The organism is Paenibacillus paridis (assembly GCF_006345825.1).
In the GTDB taxonomy this organism is placed as follows: Bacteria; Bacillota; Bacilli; order Paenibacillales; family Paenibacillaceae; genus Pristimantibacillus; species Pristimantibacillus paridis.
Window position 1 is genome coordinate 1,876,422 of sequence record NZ_VCIX01000092.1, and the last position, 23,900, is coordinate 1,900,321.

Annotated in this window: 21 protein-coding genes and 1 pseudogene; 2 read left to right on the top strand and 20 right to left on the bottom strand. The window is 47.2% G+C overall.

Going from position 1 to position 23,900, the window contains the following annotated elements; genetic code table 11:
* Nucleotides 1–81: 81 nt before the first annotated feature.
* The 10 genes from FJQ58_RS30240 to FJQ58_RS30285 form a co-directional block, all read right to left on the bottom strand.
* The gene (locus FJQ58_RS30240) at nt 82–957 is read right to left on the bottom strand and encodes an amidohydrolase family protein (protein ID WP_139999280.1); all 876 of its coding nucleotides are present in this window, start codon (nt 955–957) and stop codon (nt 82–84) included.
* Complete coding sequence (locus tag FJQ58_RS30245; RefSeq protein WP_139999282.1) at nt 944–4,114, bottom strand: GNAT family N-acetyltransferase; 3,171 nt, start codon at nt 4,112–4,114, stop codon at nt 944–946. Before FJQ58_RS30245 ends, FJQ58_RS30240 begins: the two co-directional genes overlap by 14 nt.
* Before the next feature lie 265 nt (nt 4,115–4,379).
* Complete coding sequence (locus tag FJQ58_RS30250; RefSeq protein WP_139999284.1) at nt 4,380–5,696, bottom strand: LLM class flavin-dependent oxidoreductase; 1,317 nt, start codon at nt 5,694–5,696, stop codon at nt 4,380–4,382.
* Nucleotides 5,665–6,915, bottom strand: coding sequence for an MFS transporter (locus FJQ58_RS30255; RefSeq protein ID WP_139999286.1), 1,251 nt, complete (start codon nt 6,913–6,915; stop codon nt 5,665–5,667). Before FJQ58_RS30255 ends, FJQ58_RS30250 begins: the two co-directional genes overlap by 32 nt.
* 314 nt (nt 6,916–7,229) lie before the next feature.
* Nucleotides 7,230–8,090 carry a sugar phosphate isomerase/epimerase family protein gene (locus FJQ58_RS30260; protein ID WP_139999288.1) on the bottom strand — a complete coding sequence of 287 codons (861 nt, stop codon included), beginning with the start codon at nt 8,088–8,090 and terminating at the stop codon, nt 7,230–7,232.
* A gap of 66 nt (nt 8,091–8,156) precedes the next feature.
* Nucleotides 8,157–8,990, bottom strand: coding sequence for a sugar phosphate isomerase/epimerase family protein (locus FJQ58_RS30265; RefSeq protein WP_139999290.1), 834 nt, complete (start codon nt 8,988–8,990; stop codon nt 8,157–8,159).
* A gap of 204 nt (nt 8,991–9,194) precedes the next feature.
* On the bottom strand, nt 9,195–9,485 hold the full coding sequence (locus FJQ58_RS30270; protein ID WP_139999292.1) for an ArsR/SmtB family transcription factor: 291 nt from the start codon (nt 9,483–9,485) through the stop codon (nt 9,195–9,197).
* A gap of 102 nt (nt 9,486–9,587) precedes the next feature.
* On the bottom strand, nt 9,588–10,529 hold the full coding sequence (locus FJQ58_RS30275) for a ketopantoate reductase family protein (RefSeq protein ID WP_139999294.1): 942 nt from the start codon (nt 10,527–10,529) through the stop codon (nt 9,588–9,590).
* A gap of 232 nt (nt 10,530–10,761) precedes the next feature.
* The gene (locus FJQ58_RS30280; protein WP_139999296.1) at nt 10,762–11,985 is read right to left on the bottom strand and encodes an amidohydrolase; all 1,224 of its coding nucleotides are present in this window, start codon (nt 11,983–11,985) and stop codon (nt 10,762–10,764) included.
* Nucleotides 11,986–12,004: 19 nt separating this feature from the next.
* Entirely contained in the window at nt 12,005–12,682 is a 678-nt protein-coding gene (locus tag FJQ58_RS30285; protein ID WP_139999298.1) for an ankyrin repeat domain-containing protein, read from the bottom strand.
* Nucleotides 12,683–12,800: 118 nt separating this feature from the next.
* Between FJQ58_RS30285 and FJQ58_RS30290 the strand changes: the two genes are divergently transcribed.
* A complete protein-coding gene (locus FJQ58_RS30290; protein WP_139999300.1) occupies nt 12,801–13,688 on the top strand; it encodes a LysR family transcriptional regulator in 888 nt (295 codons plus the stop codon).
* A 63-nt stretch (nt 13,689–13,751) separates the two neighbouring features.
* Here FJQ58_RS30290 and FJQ58_RS30295 read toward each other — a convergent pair whose 3' ends face one another.
* From FJQ58_RS30295 to FJQ58_RS30320, 6 genes and pseudogenes are all read right to left on the bottom strand, one after another.
* On the bottom strand, nt 13,752–14,240 hold the full coding sequence (locus FJQ58_RS30295) for a GNAT family N-acetyltransferase (protein WP_139999301.1): 489 nt from the start codon (nt 14,238–14,240) through the stop codon (nt 13,752–13,754).
* 34 nt (nt 14,241–14,274) lie between these two features.
* Nucleotides 14,275–14,493: pseudogene (locus FJQ58_RS30300) on the bottom strand (VOC family protein); the annotation flags it as partial.
* 196 nt (nt 14,494–14,689) lie between these two features.
* Nucleotides 14,690–15,502: an SDR family NAD(P)-dependent oxidoreductase gene (locus FJQ58_RS30305; protein ID WP_139999303.1), complete on the bottom strand. Its 813-nt coding sequence runs from the start codon at nt 15,500–15,502 to the stop codon at nt 14,690–14,692.
* Between the two features lie 20 nt (nt 15,503–15,522).
* A complete protein-coding gene (locus tag FJQ58_RS30310; protein WP_139999305.1) occupies nt 15,523–16,293 on the bottom strand; it encodes an SDR family NAD(P)-dependent oxidoreductase in 771 nt (256 codons plus the stop codon).
* Nucleotides 16,294–16,435: 142 nt separating this feature from the next.
* Nucleotides 16,436–16,834: a hypothetical protein gene (locus FJQ58_RS30315; RefSeq protein WP_139999307.1), complete on the bottom strand. Its 399-nt coding sequence runs from the start codon at nt 16,832–16,834 to the stop codon at nt 16,436–16,438.
* Nucleotides 16,835–16,928: 94 nt separating this feature from the next.
* Nucleotides 16,929–17,507 carry a TetR/AcrR family transcriptional regulator gene (locus tag FJQ58_RS30320; RefSeq protein WP_139999309.1) on the bottom strand — a complete coding sequence of 193 codons (579 nt, stop codon included), beginning with the start codon at nt 17,505–17,507 and terminating at the stop codon, nt 16,929–16,931.
* A 282-nt stretch (nt 17,508–17,789) separates the two neighbouring features.
* On the opposite strand from FJQ58_RS30320, the gene pdxR reads away from it, so the two are divergent.
* Complete coding sequence (gene pdxR / locus FJQ58_RS30325; protein ID WP_139999311.1) at nt 17,790–19,226, top strand: MocR-like pyridoxine biosynthesis transcription factor PdxR; 1,437 nt, start codon at nt 17,790–17,792, stop codon at nt 19,224–19,226.
* 56 nt (nt 19,227–19,282) lie between these two features.
* Here pdxR and FJQ58_RS30330 read toward each other — a convergent pair whose 3' ends face one another.
* The 4 genes from FJQ58_RS30330 to FJQ58_RS30345 form a co-directional block, all read right to left on the bottom strand.
* Complete coding sequence (locus FJQ58_RS30330; protein ID WP_139999313.1) at nt 19,283–20,257, bottom strand: FecCD family ABC transporter permease; 975 nt, start codon at nt 20,255–20,257, stop codon at nt 19,283–19,285.
* The gene (locus FJQ58_RS30335) at nt 20,254–21,285 is read right to left on the bottom strand and encodes a FecCD family ABC transporter permease (RefSeq protein WP_162341857.1); all 1,032 of its coding nucleotides are present in this window, start codon (nt 21,283–21,285) and stop codon (nt 20,254–20,256) included. Before FJQ58_RS30335 ends, FJQ58_RS30330 begins: the two co-directional genes overlap by 4 nt.
* 13 nt (nt 21,286–21,298) lie before the next feature.
* Entirely contained in the window at nt 21,299–22,270 is a 972-nt protein-coding gene (locus tag FJQ58_RS30340) for an ABC transporter substrate-binding protein (RefSeq protein WP_139999317.1), read from the bottom strand.
* 121 nt (nt 22,271–22,391) lie between these two features.
* The gene (locus FJQ58_RS30345; RefSeq protein ID WP_238404400.1) at nt 22,392–23,801 is read right to left on the bottom strand and encodes an MFS transporter; all 1,410 of its coding nucleotides are present in this window, start codon (nt 23,799–23,801) and stop codon (nt 22,392–22,394) included.
* Between the last annotated feature and the right edge of the window lie 99 nt (nt 23,802–23,900).

The following is a 23,900-nucleotide window of genomic DNA, read 5'->3' on the forward strand; positions in this document are numbered from 1 at the left end:
GTCGTTCAGGGATGGCTTGCTCGTTTTCATTATCCTAGCGTTTAATTGCACCAAGACTACACGGTTATCAAGTGGAGGAGCTTAGAGCGCTGCGATCCGATCCTGGATACGTGGAAACAGTCCAAACGCATTCTCGTAAAATACCTTCTCATGATGCTGCTCCGGAACAAGCCGACGGACGAATTCGGCATACAGGTCAATTGCTGCTAAAGGCCAGTCCGTCCCGAACAACATCTTCTCGTAATGGTCGGAGTACACCAGCGCCCGTCGAAAATGGTCCATATATAACGGTTCGTTCATAAACCTTTCAAAGTGAGGCCGATCGCCAACGACCAGGCCTGACAAATCGGCGTAGACGTTCGGATTCTTGGCAACCACTTCGGCGGCATCCATTACCCAAGGATCACCCAGATGGCAGATCATAAAGTTTACGCCGCGCTGCTGATAGGCTAATTCATCTACGGTAAGCGGGTGCGAATACTTAAGCAATCCGTTCATGGAGTAAGTATCGCCAGTATGAATAACCACAGGCAGATTATACTTGGCTGCTAGCTCATAAATCGGTGAGTAGATAGCGTCATAGACGTAATGATGATAGTATCCGGCATACAATTTGATTCCGGCCACTTCGGGTGCTTGCAGCCGCGCTTCAATCCGGTCCAGCTCCACTAAAGCATTTTTACCAGTAAGCAGGTTCGGATTAATCCCCACACATTCCATCAGGAAAGGCGGGACGGTGCCTTCCAAATCCAGTCCCATCGGATTAGGCGAATGGATATCAGGGAAGGCTCCCTTCGTCTGCTCCGAAACGCCCATACCAATGCCAAGAATGACATCGTTTTTATCAAATTCCGCCTTGAGGCCGGCAACGGAATAATCCACTTTGGACAAATTCCTCGCTGTATGATGAAAGCTATCGATATCCGACAGATGGATATGAATATCAATGATCGGCATGAGAAATCTCCTTTTCATCCGTAAGGTTCGCAAAGGTTAGCTTTGATAAGCCACGTACATCCTCTTCATTCAGGAGCATTTTCCCAAAGATCAGAAAGGTCGGCTGTGTCCAGACTGTTTCTCCATCCAGCAGTGGCAGCTGGCAATTTACACCGTGAGTGAGCACCATATTGTTCACATACACCGAAGCGCTCTGGTTGGGATGCCTATTCACGATATGCAGCATATCCTTGCGTGTTGATGCACCGATTCGCATGATCCCCTTGGAAGGAAGTCCTGCTCCCAGCTTTCCTAGAAGGAACCGCTCTCCTTCAGGGAGCTCTACCCATCCTTCGGAAAAAACAGCCGAAGGCTTGAAGTAACTATCTTCCGACAGCGAATAATTCGGAAGAGCCACGCCGCTTTTGTTGGTTACCGAATGCAGCACACAGAGCACAGGCACGCCAGGCAGCATAAGGTAATGCTGGTCGATCGTGATCCCTCGATTCGCTTCCTGCTTCTCAATGCAAGTTGTCATTCGAAGTCCCTTCCAGACGTTGCCTTGATCATCCGCCTGCTCCGTCCAAGCTGCGGATCTCGGCTCCTGCTGACGACTAAATCCACTCATTCCTGAAATCCCAACGCCTAATCCACCGTGCCATGGATTCCACCACGAATGAGGGATCGCTTCCGGATAGGAGCTGTCCAGCCATTCTTCTCCTTGAAATTTCAGTGAATGTACGATGCTGCCAAATCCAGAAGCAGCTGCTAGAGAGAGAACTCCGTTGCTTACAGTGTGAATGGGCCCTGCCTCTCCTTCTTCTATCTCGAATTTGATGCTTGCTTCTGTCTGCGGGAACCATAGAGACGAACGCTCCTGAACTCGGTCCTCACCGTGATAGACGGTACGGACCTTCCAAGCAGATGCGCTAAGTTCTGACGATTCCGGTTCCGTTGGAGCAAAGGCATAGCGGGCTGAACGCAGATCCTGCTCCCTTTGCAGCTCGTGGACAGAAACCTTCTTCTCTGGTTCGTTATCGTTTTGCGCATGCCATTCGATACTGCCAGCGAGCGGTACCAGCTTCCGTTCGAGTAATTCTGCACTTAACGTACTGGCCGCGAACGGATTTCCCTCGCCGATTATAAGTTCAAGATGATCATTCAGCATCGGTTCAACAGATTTTCTCAGCTTACGGGCGTAGGAGCGGAAATCCCACCACTTGTTGAAGGTATTTAGCGCAAACACGGTGGCCTTAGTCCGCACGACGGCTCCGTCTGAAATACGACCAACGTTATGCTCCAGCCCAAGCGGATATTCCGGGCGAAGCAGCTTGAGGGATGGGTCCCAACAGATCCCGTAAGCAACACTCTCCTCTTTACAGAAAAGCCAGTTTTCTGTAATATGGGCACTTTCCCAATGATCCGGATCTCCAGAGTAAGCATCGCCCATATCCACAAAATGTCCTTGGTAAGGCAGAATGAGCCTGTTTCCGAAAAACCCAAAATTCGTCAACAAATAAATATCCTCTGTCAGCTCAATACTGCCGGTGTTGCCCACTTCATAATAAAATTCGGTGATTCCACTTGCGAAGAGCTTGCCTACTGATTTAATCTCAAGCCCTGGGTAATCTTCCGACTCGTAGAGAGCTTCGAGCACTTGGCTCTCCCCATCCGAAAAGATGTTCACTTCTCTGGCCTGCTTCTTGGAAAACTCTTCTACAAATGGCTTCCCTAGCTTCGGATAAGACCACCAGAATCTATGGTTAGAACCAGGATACTCGATGCTCATGTGATTTTCGTGCTTGTTGAGATGAAGGGAAAATGCGCCATTCACGACGACCCACTGTTCTCCGTCTTCCCCGCCAAAGCGTCCATGTGTTCCTTTTATTAGTACGGACAGTTTGCTATTGAAGAAAACCGCGTTCTCACCGGCCTGAACGGCCTTAACCTCAACTTCTCGCGAGTAGAGCCCATAGGACTGCAAGGTAAAGGGGACGGAAATAGAAGCTTTTCCCTTTGCCGGAACCTTAAAGGCGACTGCACGCTCTTCCCAAACCAAGAATTCATCCTCCGGCAGGTCGAAAGCGAACTCCGCCTCTGAAGCAAAATGATTCTCCACATTGAGGTACAGCTCGGCAAGTATGCCCGGATAGAGCTGCTGTGAAGGTAATACCATCTTCATTTTAACCGGGAATTTCGGGGCGATGCCTATACGAAACTCTGCCTGCTTACCGCCGATCATCCATTTGCTTATCACAACGGGATGGGTCTTCTTATCCTTCTGCTCCTCCATAACTGGATCAAGCTCAAATTCACCCTCCACGATGATTGTTTCTCCTGGAGCGATCGTTTTTGCTGCAGAGAGGGCAAAACGAATATTTTTGTCGTCCTGGCCTTTGATTTCGATGGACAGCTCCGACGCCGAGCAATTCTTGATACGATAACGAACCTGATAGCTGGCTCCGAACACAAGATCATGCTCTTCGATCTCAGTGGAAATTTCATAATCTGGCGTTTGGAGAGCGGTCAGCCCACGTCCGCTTTTCTCAAATTCAGCGCGCAGGAATAGCTCTCCCTTACGCCAGGAGTAATCATAAAAATCAAAGCCACGTTCTCGGCGACCATCGGGCTCAATGGCGAGCTCACGTGTGCTGTCTTCGTACCAATGAAGCTCCTTGAAATATGGAGCGAGCGCCTCCGTTTGCAGGATCGTTGGAATGAAATTCATCAAATGAACATAATCATCATTTTTCTCCCAGAAGAACCCGCATTTCTTATACATCGGTACGGCTTTTGTGTTGCCTGCCCAAGTGAACAAATCGAGGCGCGGCCATCCCGCTTCAACCGTCTTATGGACGGCGTTCAATATGAGATTGCGGCCGACCTTGTAGCCATGATAATCCGGATGCACATTTAGCAGCGGCACATACAAAGCGCCTTCGTCCTGGCGATAGTGGGCAAAACTGCAGAAGCCAACAACTTCCTTGCCATGGACAGCGAGAAATACATGAAGATTTGACGAACTCTCCATCTCCCGTCGCACCGTGTCCTCCGTTCTAAGGTTGGTGCCGCCTCCCCAACTTTCGCGGCTGGCGTTCCACATCTCAGCCACGTCTCCTGCGTAAGATGGATCATATTCAATAATGCGGATTTGTTCCGCAGTGATTTTTGCGGTCATGATTTCAGCTCCTTATGGTCAACTATAAGCATTTGTAGTAATTATCTTGGCTAACGAATGTGCAGAAACGATAAGCAGCTAAACTACTGATTTGAAAATTTAAAACATAGTCCAATGCTCAAATTTGAGAAATACAGCCATTGAAGACAATACTATTATCATACCATTAGTTGGAATATTATTACCAATGCTCCCACCCTAAACAAAAAAACTTCTACCGGTATAAAGCGGCAGAAGCTTTAAAAAGGATTAAATTTAATTACATCTAATTAATTAAAGCATAACGGTTAGCAGGAACCTGAAGTCCCAGATTGCCCCGCAGCGTCTCATGCTCGTACTCGGTACGGAACAGCCCCCGCTCCTGCAGGACCGGAACTACCAGATCAATAAAGTCCTCAAGACCGCCTGGCACCACCGTACGAATATTGAAACCGTCAGCGGCTTCACTTTCAAACCAATCCTGGATCAAATCAGCCACCTTCTCTGGTCTACCGATGAACGAAGTGCGAGGCGTAGAGGTGAGCAATGCCACTTGCCTCAAGGTCAGCCCCTCTTCTTTTGCCTGCTGCTTGATCTTGTCTGTGGTGCTGCGGAAGCTGTTACTGCCGAGATCGCCGATCTCAGGAAACGGTTCATCCAGCGGGAACTGAGAGAAGTCGAAGTGCTCAAAATATCGGCCTAAATAATTCAGAGCCTGATCAATGGTGACCAGTCCCGCGATTTCCTGATATTTTTGCTCGGCTTCTTCTTCCGTTTTCCCCACGATTGGACCAATGCCAGGGAAAATCAGGATATCTTCTGCCTTGCGACCAAGCGCTACCGCTCTTTTCTTAACGTCTGCATAAAACTCTCTTGCTTCTTCCAGCGTCTCATGCGCTGTATATATAGCATCTGCCGACCGGGCAGCCAAATCTTTGCCGGATTCGGAAGAGCCTGCCTGAAAGATGACCGGCTGCCCCTGTCTGGAACGTGCCACATTCAGTGGTCCCTGCACAGAAAAGTGAGTCCCTTTATGATTCAACGTGTGCAGCTTCGCGGGATCAAAAAATACGCCATTCTCCTTATCTCCAATAAATGCATCGTCCTCCCATGAATCCCATAGGCCTCTGACCACATCCAGATGCTCTTCCGCAATTTCGTAGCGCAAAGCATGATTCGGATGCTCGCCCTTGCCGAAATTAAGCGCTGATCCTTCCAGCGGTGAAGTGACGACGTTCCATCCCGCCCTTCCTCCACTTATATGATCGAGAGAAGCGAATTGCCTCGCAACCGTGAATGGCTCACTGTATGAAGTAGATAAAGTCGCGACCAGTCCAAGGTTTGAGGTAACCCCCGCAAGCGCAGTAAGAAGAGTCAGAGGCTCAAAACGATTCAGAAAATGAGGATTGGATTTCTCGTTGATAAACAGACCGTCCGCAATAAACAGCAGATCAAATTTTCCTTCCTCGGCCTTAAGTGCCTGCTTTTTGTAGAAATCAAGGCTTACGCTCGCATTGACCGGAATATCCGGGTGGCGCCAGAAAGAAATACTGTTGCCCACTCCGTTCAAATTAGCTCCTAATTTCAATTGTCGTTTCGTCATGTTTAAGCCCTCCTATAGTTTGGTCATTTATCAAATCGGTTTTTAACGTCTTGTTTGAATCGTTGACCTTTACCACCCATGCGGCTAGCAGCAGTACAACACCTGTCAGAAGAAAAATAAACGGCACTCCTGTCCAGCCGCCCAGAAATCCGCCGATTAACGGTCCCAGCACAATACCGAATTGGCTGGCGGTCTGGCTCAAACTGACGGCTCTCCCCCGGAAATCGTGATCGACATATTTTATGATCAGAGCATTCATGGCCGGGTACACCGCTGCAAAGAACAAACCATATACAAATCGCAAGCTTCCAAAATAAATCAGGTTAATCGCAGTCAGTTGCAGAAGGCTGCCAATTCCGCCACCTAGCAGACCGATAAACAGTGTTTTCTCGTACCCGATCCTCCCGCCAATCCGTCCCCAGCGCGGCCCCATAATCACCGTAGCTACGCCGATAGCCGAGAAAACGATGCCTGCACTAAGTGTCGCACTGCTGACATCTCCCCCGATTTGCACGACATAAAGCGTCAGTACAGGTTCTATAATTAGAACGGAAGTCGACACCAGCAGAATCAGTCCATAGATTCGCATTAATCCGGGAGTGGAGGCTGCCTTTTTCAGATCGCCTACGATGCTAGAACGAGCGATGGTCTGGGGCCCGCGCGTTTCTTTGACTCCAAGTACCATAAGCGCCGAGATCAGCGTAATCATTCCGGATGCAATAAAGCATCCCCTCAGCCCGATCCAATGGCTTAATATTCCACCTGCCAGCGGTCCAAGAATTCCTCCGGCAGCGGTAGATGTGGAGATGACACCAAGCGCATAGCCGACATGCTTCTCGGGCGTATTAGTTCCCACTAAGGTGATCGATGCTGGATTAAAACCGGCCATGAGTCCCTGAAATATCCGCACAGCAATGAACATGTAGGGATCATGTACAAAATAGTTAGCCAGATGGGCCACCGCCAGCCCAACGCCTGAACGAATTAGCATTAGCTTGCTGCCGTACTTGTCAGCTAGCGCTCCCCAGAAAGGGGCACAAAGTCCACTGATCAGAAAGCTAATGGAAATCGATACGCCGGACCAAACTTCCAGCCCACTCTGAATTCCTAAATTATTTTGCAGGAACAAAGGAAAAAACGGAACAGACAAGGTATATGCCATATGATTGAAAAACAAGCCTAACCATAGAATATACAGATTTCGTTTCCAATGAGGCATAGGCCAATCTCCATACTCCATAATTCCTATATAAAAAGTAGGTTATAGTCCATATTAAGATACTGCTTCGGGAAAGTATAATAGAAAAGTTCAATATGCACATTCAACAATTGAATCAGGTTAGCGCGAATATTCGATAAGGAATCACCTCATCTTAATCATGTGCCGAAAATCAAAATAAGCCGCCTCCAATGCCAGAAGCATTGAGGCGGCTTAAATAGAATGGCGGTACAGATTATAATATTCTCTCTGAACGAGGTACGCATAGTTTTGCTATCAATAAGGCAGGTGTCAACATAGATAGTTAACTAAATTTAACCCCTAACCGTAATCTTTAATTGCTCTTCAACAAAAACACGACAGATCTCCATGCTTTGATACGCCGTATTGGTCGATTGGTCTACTTCGAGCGTTACCCAGCCCGTATAACCGATGTCATTCAGCGAGTCTATAACAGCAAAAAAATTCACAGCCCCTCTTCCCAGCTCACAAAAGAATGGGATCTGTTCATGCTCCTGCAAACCTGGAAAATTAGCTCGGCTTGCTCCTTGGACAGTCAGGTCTTTAAGGTGGACGTAGGCTACTCTATCCTGATATTGCCTAATCTTAGCTGCGGGGTCCATTCCCGCTCCGAGTAAATGGGCGGAATCCGGTGCGAAGAAAACAAACTCCGGATCTGTAAGACTCATGATGGCATCGAGTTCATTCTCGTCTTGCACCTCTGTCCATAGATGAGGATGGACACATGCTTTTACCCCCCATGCATAGGTTTGCTTAGCTAGTTCATTAATCGTATCCGCAGCAATTTGCAGTTCTTCACGAGTAGTAGGCTTGTCTCGGGTACCTCCCGGGCCTAAGACCAGAATATCAGCGCCACATGCCGCAATGATCCGAGCCAGCCGTACATTATAATCAATGATATGGGGACGGTCAGCCAAATTTCCAAAGCTTTGGTTTTGCCCGCCTGAAGCCCCTCCGTACAAGGCGGTCATTGCCAGCCCATAGTCAGCTAACAGCCCTTTAAATTGTTCTGGCTTCTCTTCAAATTGAAGGGCAAAAGACGCCCATGGCTCTATCGCTTTATAACCCAGCTTTGAAACTTCCTCTAGTGCCTGGAGATGCTCTTGTCCCCATGTAATGGTGTGCGCCGCTATTTTACCTTTAAACTGAGCCATACCTAGTCTCCTTTTACGTCAACAACTACTATATTTCCAACCCGCTATAGTTCATGCCATGACCCATTAGTTTTCCAGTGACGCGAATACTTTATCAAAACCAGCCTTTGACCGGGCCAACAATTCTTGTGAGCTCTGGCTAGATGCATAAGATAACACTTCTTGGGCGACAACGCCGGTGTAGCCGATCTGCTTCAGACTCCGCAAAAATCCAGTTAGATCAATAATACCTTCCCCGGGATATAACCGATCTGAATCCTGCACTTCCTCTATAGGCAAAGGCTTCGCATCATTGATGTGGACATACGTAATTTGATCGGGTTTTAGCTTTAGCAAATCCATGGTGGTAAGGCCATTCGTATGCCAATGGTAGGAATCCAGCAATAAGCCGACGTTCCTCGCTTGAATAGCTCCCATCCATTCCAGCGTATCTTCCATTTTCCAAACAAACGGATTGGCCCACTGGGTACGTAAATGATGAGAACCTACAAACTCCAAGCCCAAAGAAATTCCATATGCAGCTAAAATGTCAGCACACAATCTTAATCGTCTCGTAGCTGCAATCATGAAGGGCGCTGCTGGAAGATCCGTAGAAGGCAAAATGTACGTACAGCATGCCGAGCAATTCAATGCAGCCGCTGCCTCCGCCATTTCAACAAGCGGCTTCAGACCTTCCTGAAAGTTTATTTCGGTTGACCGCCAATCTACTTCTAAACCGAATGAACCGATAGAGATACTGTGTTCTTTCAATAATTGAAGAGCGCCTTCATTGCCATATTGCTGTATGAGTTCCAACGGATTCAAATCGACCGACTGAAATCCGAATCGAGCCGCCTGCCGAATAAAATTTTCATTGGAACCGATCTCTCCCAAGCCTGCTTTCGTTAATCCTCTAATCATCGCAGCTTCACTCCTCATCATTAGTTGTCCCTCTAAATGTATGGTTTTTTGAAGAGTTTGTCTTTGACTGCAATTATGATTTTTTGTCTAAAAACACGAATTAACAGCTACATAAAGTTTCGTGTCCTAATAATATAAAAAGCCGGAGCGCATGATTCGCATACGCTCCGGCATCAAAATAATTCGCTTTATAACCGATCCAATTTACCGCAATGCCATCATCTCAGTGATTTCATTAACTAGCTCCTTATTAACCTTGCAAATAAGAAACTTTCCTTTTTTTTCAGTAGTAACAAGCTCGGCGTTCACCAATTCTTTGATGTGATGGGAAACGGTAGGTGCACCGATATTCAAGCAGGAAACGATTTCTGCAACGCAAAGTCCTCCACCCGCTTCGAAGCTGGATTCATTGGACTCCGCGATTTTAAAATATAATTCCAAACGATTTTCATTCGAAAGGGCTTTAAATATTTTAGCCATTTTTTTTGTGTCCAATGTCCATCAACCCCCTATTCGACGATATCATTATTCGATAATTATCGAATAATTTTAGCTTACAATAGGGTTCATGTCAATGAACGGCTATTCCATAACTATTCAGATATGATCATTAGGAAAATAACTTTCAAGTTTATCCCAATTCGGTGTCGGAATGTTTGCATTTTTTTTCAAATCGTGAAAGGCTTGATTTAATGCTGCCATCTCATCTTCAGATACCGCTTTATCGCTTAACATCATTCGTCCTGCAGGAATGGCAAGCACCATTTTCAACCCGAAATAGAACAGCTTTTTTTTCTCGCGTGCCAATTGGACTTGACTAGCAGGCGTTATCGTATAGCCAAGCTTTTCTAAGACCCGATGCCCCTCATCTGTCGCTTCAATCACCTGATTCAGTAGTTTTTTGTCTCTACCGGCTTTGCGAAGGTTACCTTGACTCGCACTCGCAATAAAGTTAATCGGCAAAATCATAACGAAATGACTTTTCAGCCACACATCCATATTCTGATAATACGTCAGTTTATATTTCGTGTTAACAAAAGCTTCGTCGATCATAGCCCGCCAAGTTAATTCTTCATTAAGGCCCCCAATGGCCATTTCCACCTTCGGACCACGCAAGCTTATCATCTTGCCTTCCTCCCTCCAGCCGCCGTTTAGTTGAAAGGCGAATGCGATCTTTTTCTCAGAAGGGCTGTTTACTTGCAAATAATCCTGCATCTCCCCAGGGCTCGCATTATTTCCCGTGATTACGATATGTTTGCTTTGATTCGCCGCCAGCGCAGGCAGTACCGCCTGAAAATCCGGGTACTTCATGACAACAAAAATAAGATCATAAATATCGTCTTCGCGCAGCTCACTGATCACACTCACCTTGTCCACCGTAGCATGAAGTTGAAAATAATGCCGAATTACATTTCCTTTAAGCCGCAGCTCTTCCAGGCGGCGTCCTCTTGCCAACATGGTCACCTCGTTGCCGCCACGCACCAATACGTGGGCAAGATAACTCCCTAACACTCCGGCACCATAAACTAAAACTCTCATTCTATCGTCCTCCTACTTATGCTGCTTCATGTGCTTGTCACAACAATATTACGATTCGATAACTTTCGAATTGATTCTAATGCATACTTTCTTTATTGTCAAATTATGAATATGATTTCACCACATACAAATAAGCTGGAATGCATGACCTGCACTCCAGCTTGGTTTATTTCAGGCTATTCATCATCTTTGAAAGTTTGATTCTTCCAACGCGACTGCATTTTCGAAATACTTACAATGCTCCACTCACCAACCGTCCAAGGTACCAAACGGCCTGCCGGGGTGCTCTTCGGGCAACTGCCTCCGCAGAACAGCTGGCATGAAGCAATACAAAGCTCGCATCATCGCCAACCTTTGGCCAAAGGTGCTCACCGTTTGCATGGAGTGGCGATAACCCGCCAGTAATGAATTGAAGGGTTTGCGACAGGGAAGCTTCATCCTGGCAGCCATACAGTTCTGCGAATCGGCCTGCCTTTTCGAGCTGATCCCCATTCCCGAACGGTGACCAATGATCCGTTAGGCTATCTGTCGCAAGCTTGACTTTGACACCTTGGCTGTGGAGCATGGGGAGCGGCATGGTCATTCTTCCAATCGGTACCGTCGATGAAATAGCCATGCCGAGGGCGGCCATTCGCGCTGCCATTTCTTTAGCCTCCTGCGGCTGAGCGCCTGCAAACCAGAAAGCGTGGCTAACGGTTACTTTACCATGAAGGCCAGCTTCCTCCGTTAAATCTGAGAGCTTGGTCAACGTCTTTTTGCCCACTTCGCCACCCTCGTGCAGGTGGATATCCACACCTGAGCTGCTCTCCACAGCGAGTTCAATCATCGCGCTCAACGATCTTTCTATGCTGCCGTCCACCGTATGCGGATCTACCCCGCCCACATGAGTTGCACCTTCAGCTAGCGCTTGCTTTACGAGTGATACGGATTGCGAACGAAGCAGGCCATGCTGCGGAAAAGCAACGATTTCAGCTGAGATTTTGCCAGAGAATGTTTCTATCGCTTGCTTCGTTGCCTCTAGCCTCGCCAAGCCGCTTACTGGCTCTATATCGCAATGAGCGCGCACATGCGTGGCACCGTATCCTTGGATCAGTGTCAAAATACTCTCGGCTTGCTGCTTCGCCATAGGGAGCAGCTTGGGCAAAAGGACTTTTTCTTCCTCTATTCGGTCAAAGATGCTAGAAACCGATCTGACCGCTTTCCACGCACCGTTGTAATAAGTCTTGTCCAAATGAATATGCGCCTCCTCGAAGGAAGGAAGCACTAATAAACCCTTAGCATCGTATTTGGGAAGCGAACTCTTCAGCTCCTCCCCCTCATCCAAAATTTCAGCAATCTTGCCGCCTTCGATTCGAAGATGGCAAAGCTTCGTTATTGTACCTATGACTTGACGCTGTTCAATTTCATAACTCTGTTCTACCCTAACATTAGTGAGCCAATATGCATCATGTAACATGCCATCCCTGCTTTCTGATTTAAGCCCCTGCGTCGATTAACAAACGTTCGATTGCTGCAAATTGTCTTGCTTTGGCATGCTCCAGCGGCGTAGTCCCTTCTTTATCAGGAATATTCACATCCGCGCCATGCTCGATTAGCAATTGAATGACTTGCTGCTGCTTTTCATTGCCATTATTAAGCACAATCGCCTCCATTAACGCCGTCCACCCCAGATTATTGATGTGATTGACGTCAATGCTTGAGTTCTTGAGCAGTTCCTCAACAACCTCCACATACCCATGCTCTGATGCCGGAATCAGTGCCGTACCTCCAAACCGATTCGTGATGGCAGGATCTGCTCCCGCTTCATTCATTAGTTTCACGATCTCCAGCTTTCCCTCTGCTCCCGCGTATAACAAAGGATTATCCAATCGGTCATCCTGTAAATTAATGTCTGCTCCGGCATCTCTTAATGCTTGCACGGTGTCCACCCGATTCCCATGAGTAGCTGCCAAAATCGCCGTCCGTCCACGATCGTCTCTGACGTTAATATCGATACCGTCCTTGAGATGCTGTAAAACCTTTTCCGTCTCCCCGCGCTCTGCTGCTTCGATGAATGCTTTGCTCACAAATGTCACATCCTCTTCGACTATGTTCGGTCTGTTTGTACAGCCTGTAAGCAGGCAAACTAGAACGAACAATATGATTTTTTTCATGGCAAGCGACCTCTTTCTCTTGAGCCTAACCTTATGGTAACATAGCCATTATCATACTTAAAATATTTATATAATTCGTTTCACATACCCTTAACCTTTAGAAAGGAGTGATTTCAGCATGGATATTCGTCAGCTTCGCTATTTCATTGCTATCGCTGAAGAGAAACAGCTTACGGCCGCTGCCGATAAGCTTAACATGACGCAGCCACCGCTGGGTCAACAGCTAAGAGGCATGGAAGAAGAGCTTGGGGTTCAGCTTTTTGTCAGAAACGGGAAATCGATGGAATTGACTGAAGCAGGTGAAACGTTATATACGCATGCGTTGCAGTTGACAAAATCTCTCGAAGAAACAGCGATGGAGCTTCAAGAGATGGGCCTCGGCATGCGCGGGAAATTAACGATCGGTGTAAATACTTTATCCGCAATAGCTTTGCCTAAGCTGCTGCATACATTCAAAGAGCGATTCCCGCTCGTCACCTATAAAATTCAGCAAAATGAATCCTCGCAAATTGTTCGCCTCATTAAAGAAAGATCCATCGAGCTTGGTATCGTTCGCCTGCCCTTGGAGCTGAGTGATTTTGAAGTGCTGACCCTTCAGCCCGAACCCTTCTTCTTTGTGACCGGCAAAAGCTCCCCGCTTGACACTCCTGTATTCACTTATCGCGATATCCAGCATTATCCGCTTATTTTGCCGAGTGCCGAAGGGCTTGGATTGTACCAGAGCATCGTCGGACAGTTCACGGATCGCGGCTTAACTGCGAATGTGATTGGTGAATGCTCTGATATTGTAACCTTGTTAAAATGGGTAAGTTATGGAGATGCTGCAACGATTGTGCCGGAATCTGTACTTCAATTGCATCAAGGGTACAATATCCGGTCATTTCCCATCACGGATAGCAATCTGCAATTTGCGATAGGACTGATTTGGCTGAAGGGGCGTTATATCACTCAAGCGGCAAAACAATTTATTGAACTGATGAGGGTAAACGAAGATACGCGCCAATGATGACAGCTGTTCGGAGATCAGGATAAATTAAAAAGTGCCTATTAGTTGAATAGGCACCTGTTATTATAGCTCAGCAACCATGGTCACTGAAGTACCACTTACACCTACTACCTTAAAGCCGAATCGTTGGTACAACTTCATTGCAGGCACATTGTTTGGATCTACGCTTAAAGATATTTTAGAAACCTGTTTTCTGCGAAGCTCCTCGACCATAGTTTTTAACAGGGCATTTCCAATTCCTTTCCCTCTATAGGCTTCCGTTATCGCCATTCCAAGCTCCGGCACATCATTACCTACATAACCAAATCCTGCGTTAGCCTCGTCAAAATAACGTATCGTCACTGACCCTACAGGCTCATTCCGATGATTAACAGCAATATAGCCCAAATCGCCTTTTCTTCCCCAGCCCTCCGCATATTTGGATATTACTGGTTCTTTAAGAATATCCCTGCTGAAAGCCTCTTGCCCCTCAGGAACATACATGGACTCATACAGCATTTCCCATAAAAATGGTTCGTCTTGCACATCTACAATTCTAATTGTATATTGCATACATGAAATCTCTCCTTATCATGAAAGCCATTCTAGGGTGAGCTATTGTAGCAGGAACAAAATCTTTTTGTATTCCGATATGCACTTGATGAGTGCCGCATTGGAACCAAACGCCACCACGTTTTTTTAGAATTTCAGGTTTTGGAATCTCCGTCCAACCCAATATATTATGGAAAAAATTCCGAGCCACTGTTTCACAACCTTCTGGGGCTGCCAATTGAACGTGATCAAGACCATAGAAATGGTAAGCCATATGAATCGCTCCCTTGTGTTTCATATAGTGAAACCTTGTTTCATATTACGTTCCATTTTATAGTAATGCTTGATAAAAATCCAGTTCTTTTTTAACCAGCTGAAAGCAACAATAAAGCGACCGAATCCCCATTGAAGCCAGGGACTCGATCGCTTTTTATGAAAATCAGCTAAACTATTCACTCATTGTTCCAAACTCAATCCGCCAGCAAGGAAACCTTCTCCCATTCCGCTACTTCATCCATTCTTTTGCCCAAGGCATCGCGAATGCCATACGAAGCCAACGATCCAACCGGAAAGTGAAGCGGTGGATTTTCGCTATTAATCATCGTGATCATCGCTTCAACCGCTTTATTCTGATCTCCTTTATTCAAAGCCTCATAGCCTTGATAAAAAGCATCATATATCGGAGCATACTCGGGCAAAGGCTCGGCTAGTTTCCTGGAATGACCCATAAATTCTGTTTCAAAGACACCTGGCTCCACAATCGTAGTCTTAATGCCAAATGGTGCTAGCTCTGCTGCCATTGACTTGGAGAAGCCTTCGACAGCAAATTTGGAAGCAGCGTAGAGACTGAAAGCCGGAATGGCCCACACGCCAAAGATAGACGAAACATTCACATAATGACCTGATTTCTGTTTCTTAAAGATAGGCAAGGTTTCACGGATGACATCCAGCATGCCAAAAACATTCACATCAAACTGATGCCTCATTTGTTCGTCTGTGTATTCTTCTAGCATGCCGAATAATCCATAACCTGCATTATTTACAACAATATCGATGGTTCCAAATCGGTTAACCGCCTCTTGAACCGCTGCTTTGACCTGCTCTTTCTTGGTTACATCCAATTGTGCGATATGCACCTGGTCTGGCGAAGCTTCTTTCAGATCTGCAATAGACTCCAAGTTACGTGCGGTCGCGACAATTTTATCGCTGGTGTGCAGCAGTTGCTCTACGAATTTACGGCCGAATCCCGTGGACGTTCCCGTAATAAACCAAACTCTACTCATGATACTATTCTCCTTTGCAATTAAGCTTTCAGATAAATAGGAGCGCCGAACGGGGATGAGCCCGCGCCTCCGTCAACGCTGATTTCTGCACCTTGAACGAAAGAAGCATCATCAGAGGCCAGGAATAGAGCTACGTTTGCGATTTCTTCCGGCTCGCCCAAGCGGTTAAGCGGAATCGAGCGTGTGAGCGCGGACTCCATCTGTGCTAGCCCTTCGGGTTGTCCCCAAATCGGCGTGCGCGTTGCTCCGGGAGAAATGGTGTTTACGCGGATTCCGTGTGGTGCCAATTCAGATACCAGCACTCTCGCCATACTGCTGACCGCGCCTTTACTCGCAGCATAAGCGGCCCATCCTGGGCTCCCTGCCGTTGCAAGCACCGAACTGTTCAAGATGACCGAGCCCCCAGCCTTTAAGTAAGGCAGAGCAGCTTGAACCGTAAAGAAGACTCCCGTCACATTGATCTTGAGTATATTTTCAAAAACCGTAAGCTCCGTTCCCCCAGTAGGCGTATGGCCAGAGATACCCGCATTGGCGAAGACGACATCCAGTCCGCCAAATTTTTCTACAGCCGCCGCTGCCGCTTTCTCCATACTTGCAGGATCTGTGGTATCTGCTTGGACTGCATAGCTAAACTCAGCGCCAATCTCCTCCACTGCCCGGTTCAGCGTCTCCTGATTCCGACCGGTAATGACGACTTTTGCTCCTTCAGCTACGAATTGTTTTGCCGTTGCCAATCCGATTCCGCTGTTGCCTCCAGTAATAAGCGCTACTTTACCTGTTAATTTTCCCATTTTACCTATCCCCTTTAGTGATTTATAATTATGATTCATTCATTTTATGAGAACGATCATTCTCATAAAGTCAAAAAAATTTATTACCCCTGGATTTGCATCATCGAGAAAGAAGATCCCTTTCCTTCGGCCTTCTCAACATTCAGTTAGATTGAAGGGAAAGCCATTGCATTGCATCTTCCATTTCACTAAAATTCATCAGTTCATATGGAAGCTCGCCTAATTGATTCACCGTTCGGTCTAAGCTTAATTTCGCAATCGTGCTTTTTGGCAGTACCATCGCAAAGTAGCGCAATCCGTTCCCAAATGCGTGCGAAACAAATGTTTGCCTGATCCAATCCTGATCCTCTGCTTTAATTGCCGATCCTTTGCGGGCATCCATTAATAGTCGACCGCTTCTCATCTCGCTTAATAATTCGATCCCTCTATTCATAATCGTTTGAAACTCTACGCCATATGCAAAGCCCTTCCACTCCATGACTACAGCCTTAAGCCCTTTATCCCATGAAACCTCTCCGTGGGTCGATTGATAAGAAATCATCTGCATCAAACTCCTATAGATACTAGCATAGTTGCCGAATTTATTTGAGAACAATCATTCTCAAAACATTAAAAAAATAAATAAGGTTTGCCATTTATTTATATAATGTTTCCATGGAAACATTGGCAATACGATGAAGCTTCTCCTTGTTTGCTGTGGAGGTCCGGGTAAAAACCCGCAGCCCTAACAACGTGTTATGGATGCTTTCAGCGAGCTCCTCGGCGTTCCGTTTGGATGTAAACTCACCCGACTGCTGTCCTCTTCGGATAATATCTGTGAGCAGCTCCTCAGATTTAGTAAAGCTGTCACAAACCTTAGCTTCCACTTCCGGATCTCTTGCAGCCAGCTCGACCGCCATATTTACAAATAAGCAGCCAGGAGGACTATCGTCGATGCCTTGAATCATGAAGTCAAACATAAAAGCGATGGCCTGCTTAGGAGATGAACGAATGATGCCTGCATGCAGCTCGGCATTAATCAGCTTGCTATACCGATCAACTACGGCAAGAAACAGCTTATGTTTATCGCCGAATGTGTCATACAAGCTCCTTCGGTGAATCCCCATACATTCGACGAGATCATTAATGGATGTTTTTTCATATCCCTGTTCCCAAAAAAGCCTCATCGCTTTATACAACACCGCATCATCATCAAATTCTTTCGTTCTTGCCAATGCGATCACTCCCTCCTCTCGAAATGATCATAACATATTGAGAACGATCGGTAAAGAATATTTTTTACTGATCATTCTCAATATGAATTCACTCAATCGATATAGATTTTTCAAGTTTGGACAAAATAAAAACGACCATCCCAGCCCTTCTTCTTATTTATAATGCCGTTCAATTGTCGACTCAAGTCTTGTTATGATACGATGGGCTTAATTCATCCCAATCGAAATGAAATAGGCCATTTGTGTCTCCTCTTTCATGGATAACAAAAGCAGGTGTACATCGTGTGGAAACCCGATCGTCAAAGCTCCACCCCCTTGTATCAACAAATTGCTAACGATTTGCAAAGCAAAATCATCGATGGCGTGTACCCTCCAGGCAGCCCGCTTCCTTCCGAACGGAAGCTTGCTGAGCAATTCGGCGTTAACCGAAGCACCGTCGTGCTGGCTTATTCCGAGCTTCGCTCGCTTGGCTTTATCGAGAGCCAACCCGGGAGTAAAACGCTGGTTAGCCCGTATAAATGGAATGACGAAGCCAACCGTACGCCGGAATGGCATCGCTACGCCAAAAGCGGAGGTTTTCTTCCGAATCTTCCGTTTCTGCGCCGTATACGGGAAGAGGTTGTTCGTAATTCTTCACTCATCGATTTTGCTAGCGGAAAGCTATCTGCTGATCTGTCGCCCGTACAGGAAATCAATCGGATCTTGCAAAGCACCGAATATAACCCAGGGCAAGGCGCTGACAATAATCAGGGCTTTCTTCCGCTAAGAGAAGCATTAGCCTTGTTTCTCCGTCGCCACCGAGACATTCATACGTCTGCATCATCCATTCTCGTCACCAGTGGCTCCCAGCAATCATTGTATCTGATTACACAATGCCTGCTCTCTCCCGGCGATGCAATTGCAGTTGAGACCCCATCATTTACACATTCGTTATCTATGTTTCAGTCAGCTGGCCTTCGGATGTACCGCTTGCCCGTGGATGAGTATGGCGTACGTCCCGAAAGCATCCGCCAATTACATAAGAAGCATCGGATCAAGATGCTGTTCGTTAATCCGAACTTTCAGAACCCCACCGGTACGTTGCTGAGCTCGGATAGAAAAAAACAGCTTCTAGAAACCGCTAGCGAGCTGGGACTTCCCATTGTAGAGGATGATCCGCTGAGCTTAACGGCATTCGAGACGAACGTGCCGCCACCTATAAAAGCAGAAGATGCTGCCTCAAGCACGCTATATATCGGTTCTTTCTCCAAAATAGCCGCAGCCGGCCTTCGCATTGGCTGGATCGTAGCGCCGCATTCCGTTATCCAGCGGCTTGTTGATGCCAAGCGTCAAATGGATATGGGGTTTAGCATTATTCCGCAGCAAATTGCCGCGAAGTACATAGAATCGCCGCATTTTATCCCTCATATCGAACATTTAAGAAAAGAGCTTATACGTAAGCGGAATCGCTTAGCCGCAGCTTTGGATCAAGAAATGAATGGGCTTGTCCGGTTTAATCTTCCCATTGGAGGCTTGCATCTTTGGTGCAAAATCATTCCCAAGGTCAATGACGGCAAACTGCTTGATGCCGCATTGCGGCAAGGCGCAGCCTTTGTTCCCGGAAGTGTGTATGGAGCCGAATCTGGCTTTATGCGTCTTACTTACGCACATCCGAAATTCGAAGATATCACCCCAGGTGTATCCCGGCTTGCTTCTGCCCTCCGCGAGGTTTTGGAATAAGCATGAAAAAAAGCGCAGAATACGGGCTCAATGGCCTAACTGCGCTTTTGTTATGTTTATCTTGGTTTCCGTACGATTAATACATATACAAAGTAAGGGGCTCCGATTAAAGCCGTGATAATCCCAGCTGGAATCTCCAGCGGAGGATGAACGATCCGTCCGATTAGATCCGCCATAGCAACTAGCACGGCGCCAAGGAGCGCTGCAACCGGCAGTGAATATTTGCTGTCCGATCCGATAAGCAGCCTTGCGAGTGGCGGAATAACCAGACCTACGAAACCGATGGTTCCTGCTACCGCCACCGCACTTGCGGCAAGTCCTACGGCCACCCCAAGCAGCAGAAGCCGCACAAGCTGAATTCTCATACCAAGACCTTTGACCGTTTCTTCATCCAGCTGCAGCGTATTTAAGTACCGGTAACTCATTAAAGCTACCAGCAAGCAGCCAAGCGTCCACGGCCATAATAAGTCGACATGCTGCCATGAACGGGCATATAAGCTTCCCTTCAGCCACACCAATGCCTGCGAAGAAGACAAGGCATACTTAACAATCATAAATGTAATCAAAGCTTGGAAGCCCGTTGATACGGCCACCCCGGTCAGGGCTAGCCTCATCGGCTGAATGCCTCCGCGCTGATAGGAGATCAGATAGACGATTGCAGCGGCAAACACGGCACCGGCAAATGCCGCTGCTGGAAGCGCCTGTGCCCCTAGCGTAGGAAACACCAGCATAACAATGACTGCGAATAAACCTCCTCCGGATGAAACACCGATAATATCGGGTGCAGCGAGCGGATTGCGAGTGATCGCTTGCAGGATTGATCCCGAAACCGCCATATTTACACCAACCAATAGTGCAATGACAAGCCGTGGCAGCCGGTATTTCAGCACCAGCCACTCCCCGCTCACGATTTCCTGAATGATATCGGAAAGCGGCGTTTCCACCGCTCCTAATCGCAGGCTTAGTAACGCCATAATGAACAGGAGAATGCATAATCCGCCCGAAATTTTAACAAAACGGGCCTTTTTCATTTAACGACCCTCCTTTTCGAGCGAAGCAGATAGAGAAAGAACGGCACGCCAAGAATCGCGGTAATGATGCCCACCGGAATATCTGAGGGATAAAAGAGCCACTGGGCAACAAAGTCTGCTGAGGAAAGCAGAAGTGCTCCAAGTAGGATCGACACCGGAATGAGTACCCTGTAATTGTTGCCGGCCATTCTTCTCGCCATATGCGGAACGATAAGTCCAACAAATCCAATAGGTCCCGCCACGGCTACCGCACTACCCGTCAAGAGGATTACCAGAAGGCCAATGATTCCCCGTATGCGCCGGACACGAATGCCTAATCCGCTGGCAATCTCCTCGCCTTGCGCCAATACATTCAAGGTATTGGCAAGAACATAGGCGGCAGCTACAGCAGGAATATCCAGCAGCCATACCAGATGGCTGTCTCTCCATTCTGCGCCGGACAGCTTTCCAGCCATCCAATACAAAATTTCCGTTAGCTGTGTCTCATATAACAAAATAATGCCGGTAGTCAGTGCGCCCATGAATGCGCTTATGGCTACCCCGGCTAGCACCAAGCGAGAGTGATCACTGCCGCTGTAGCGCGAAAACCAATAGATCAATGCTCCGCTCATCCCTGCGCCGCATAAAGCCGCAATCAGAATGACATTTGCGCTGTTGGCACTTTCAAATAACAGCAAGGCTATGACCGCAAAACACGATGCTCCTTGATTCAAACCCATAATTTCGGGATCTGACAAGGGATTCCTTGTCATCGCCTGCAGCAGGCAGCCAGCCACTGCCAGCGCTGCGCCGAGCGTGATGGCAAGGAACAACCGGGGTACCCGAACATGCCATACCGTAAAGGAAAGAAGGATATCCGCCGAATCCGAAGACGGAAAGAAGAGCGGCCTCCAAGCGAGGCCGCTCACCCGAAAGGCTACCGTCATGCATGCAACGACGATAAGCAGAACGATTAGAGTAACGAAGAGCAGCCAAAGCGAGCCTGCAAACCGCAAACCCTGCCGCTCTCTTCTGATGCTGCCGCCCATGAACTTTCTCTCCTTATTTAGAAACGGCATTGCCCGTCAGGTTGGCAAGTGTTTCATCCAGTATTTTTCCGGCCGCTATCGGTCCACGTCCACGCGCCCAAAGATTGCGGTCCACGACAATAAAATGCTGGTCCTTTACCGATTTTAGATCTTGGTACAGCGGATTGCTGAGCAGCTTGTCAGGCTTGTCACCATAAAGCATAATGAAGTCGGGATTAAGCTCATGCAGCCGCTCCAACGTCATTTTAACCCCTTCGCCTTTGCCTTCCAAGTTTGACTTTTCGCCATTGAAGGCATATTCCGCACCCACTTGGCTAAGTAAAGAACCTACGAAAGAATCCTTAATCCAGACCGTGAACATATCATCGAAATACCCGGCAACTACAATCGAAGGCGCATCTGTAATCTGCTGCTTCACAGCCGCAATCTTCTCATTAAGACCTGCCGCAACCTGCTCGGCTTCTTTCTGCTTCCCTAAAATTTCAGCGATATTTTTCACATTGTCCATCACTTGGTCATAGCTCACATCGTCAAAAGCAACCGTAGGCGCAATTCCCTCCAACTCGTTACGAATCATGCTATGCCGGTCCACGCTTGCAATGATCAAATCCGGTTTCAAGGATTGAATGACCTCCAAATTCGGTGCCTTTCTCTCCCCTACATCTGCCACTGTAGCTTGCAATTGGTCCTGTAAGTACTCAGGGAATTTAGTTGTTCCAACACCGGCATTGCCCACAGGCGTTACGCCTAAGCTCGTTAACGTATCCATAAACGAAAAATCCAGCGTGACTACCTTTTGCGGAGCTTGCTCGATTTTATATGTTCCCCATTCATGGGTGATGCTCTTTCCATCGCTTTGTACGGCTGTTTCTGCATTTTCAACGTTTCCGGCCCCATTTTCATTTACGCTTTTCTCTGCTCCGCAACCCGCAATGGCTATACTGCACAACAGCATAATGGATGCAATCAGTTGTTTTTTTCTCATGTTACTTAATCCCCTTTACCCTCATCGTGAATGATTATTATTCTCAATAACATATTGTAAAGGAGGAATTTTTCTTTTACACCATCCAGTTTTCAAATGTTGCCGCCATCCAGTTTCGTGTTCATTGGCTCTTCAGCGTCTCCCTACGTTTCCCTTTATAGATAAAAGCCAGTAAAGCAATGGAGACGATGCAGATGAGCAAAAGGATGACAAAAAACGTTCCTAATACATCGCTCCGACTCTCTAATGATTGATTCCCATTCCACATAGCAAGCGCTAGCGCAGATCCAAAAACCATGCCTGCATTACGGGTCAAGGCAATCATTCCGCCAATAGCCCCCAAATGCTCTACCGGTGTATGCCGCATGATAAAGCTGTTATTCGGGGATGCAATGAGTCCCATTCCTGCGCCAATGACAGCAAGCAATGCAGCAATTCCGCCTATTGGCAGCTGATTCAGATATATAAGGAACATAAAGACACCAACGCCCATGCAGCTTAGTCCACCTAGCATCAAGCGACTGGAGCCAAAGCGGTCGGATAAATATCCGGCAGCTGGCCCTGTGATCGCAAGCGAAATTGGATAGGCAGCCAAGATATATCCGGTTGTCACTGGAGATAGACCTGCTGCTCGCACAAGATAAAACGGCATGATCACGAGGATAGAATTAGATAAAACAAAAGATGCGCAGCTTATCAGCAGCCCACCTGCCACGATGGGAATACGAAGAGCTTGGAGAGGCAAGAAAGGAACAGATTGTCGCCGTTCCCACCAGATAAGTAAGAGCAATAGCAAGACAAAACCCAAAGCCAAATAAAGAATCTTGGTTGAAGTCCACCCCCACTCTCTTCCATACAATAAACCGACAATGGCCATGCTGATGACAGCAGCAAAAAGGATAGCCCCTAAACGGTCGAAGGCTCCTTTGCTGTTTCCTTTTTTTCCTGCGGGAATAAAGGAGTTAGCCATGAGCGTTGCAACAATAGCGACTGGTACATGAGAGAGGAACAGCCATTGCCAGCTTAAGCCTTGCGCGATGAAACCTCCGACAACCGGTCCGGACATTCCCCCAAGTGCAACGGCTGTACTTACGATGCCAAGCGCTCTCCCTCTTTTCTCCCTTTCCACATGGGTCGTAATGAGTGCAATGTTAGTCGCTTGAAACATTGCTGCACCTATCGCCTGAACGATTCTAAGCGCAAGCAGCGTAGGCAAATTGGGTGAAAAAGCAACTAGAATGGAGCCCACAGTAAAAATAAGGTAGCCCCAGTTATGTATGTTACGATACCCATATCGGTCGCCCAGCTTCCCCATAATCGGAAGCAGCGCTGTGATGATAAGCAAATACCCCGTTGTAATCCATGTTATTTTGCCAAGATCCGCCTGAAAATACTCCATAAATTGCGGAAGCGATACATTAACGACTCCTGCTGTAAAATGTGACATAAACGCGCCTAAAGCAATAGCGGTCATCATCCACAAACGATTGCGGCTGGCGTTAGTTTTTTGAGATACATTAAAATCGGTCATGCTAATCCCTTCTTTACCTGGAATGATGGCTCTAATTCTCTGTGTTCATTACAACTTGTTTCCAGCTACCCATCCGCCTCTTAATTAAGAATCATTCTC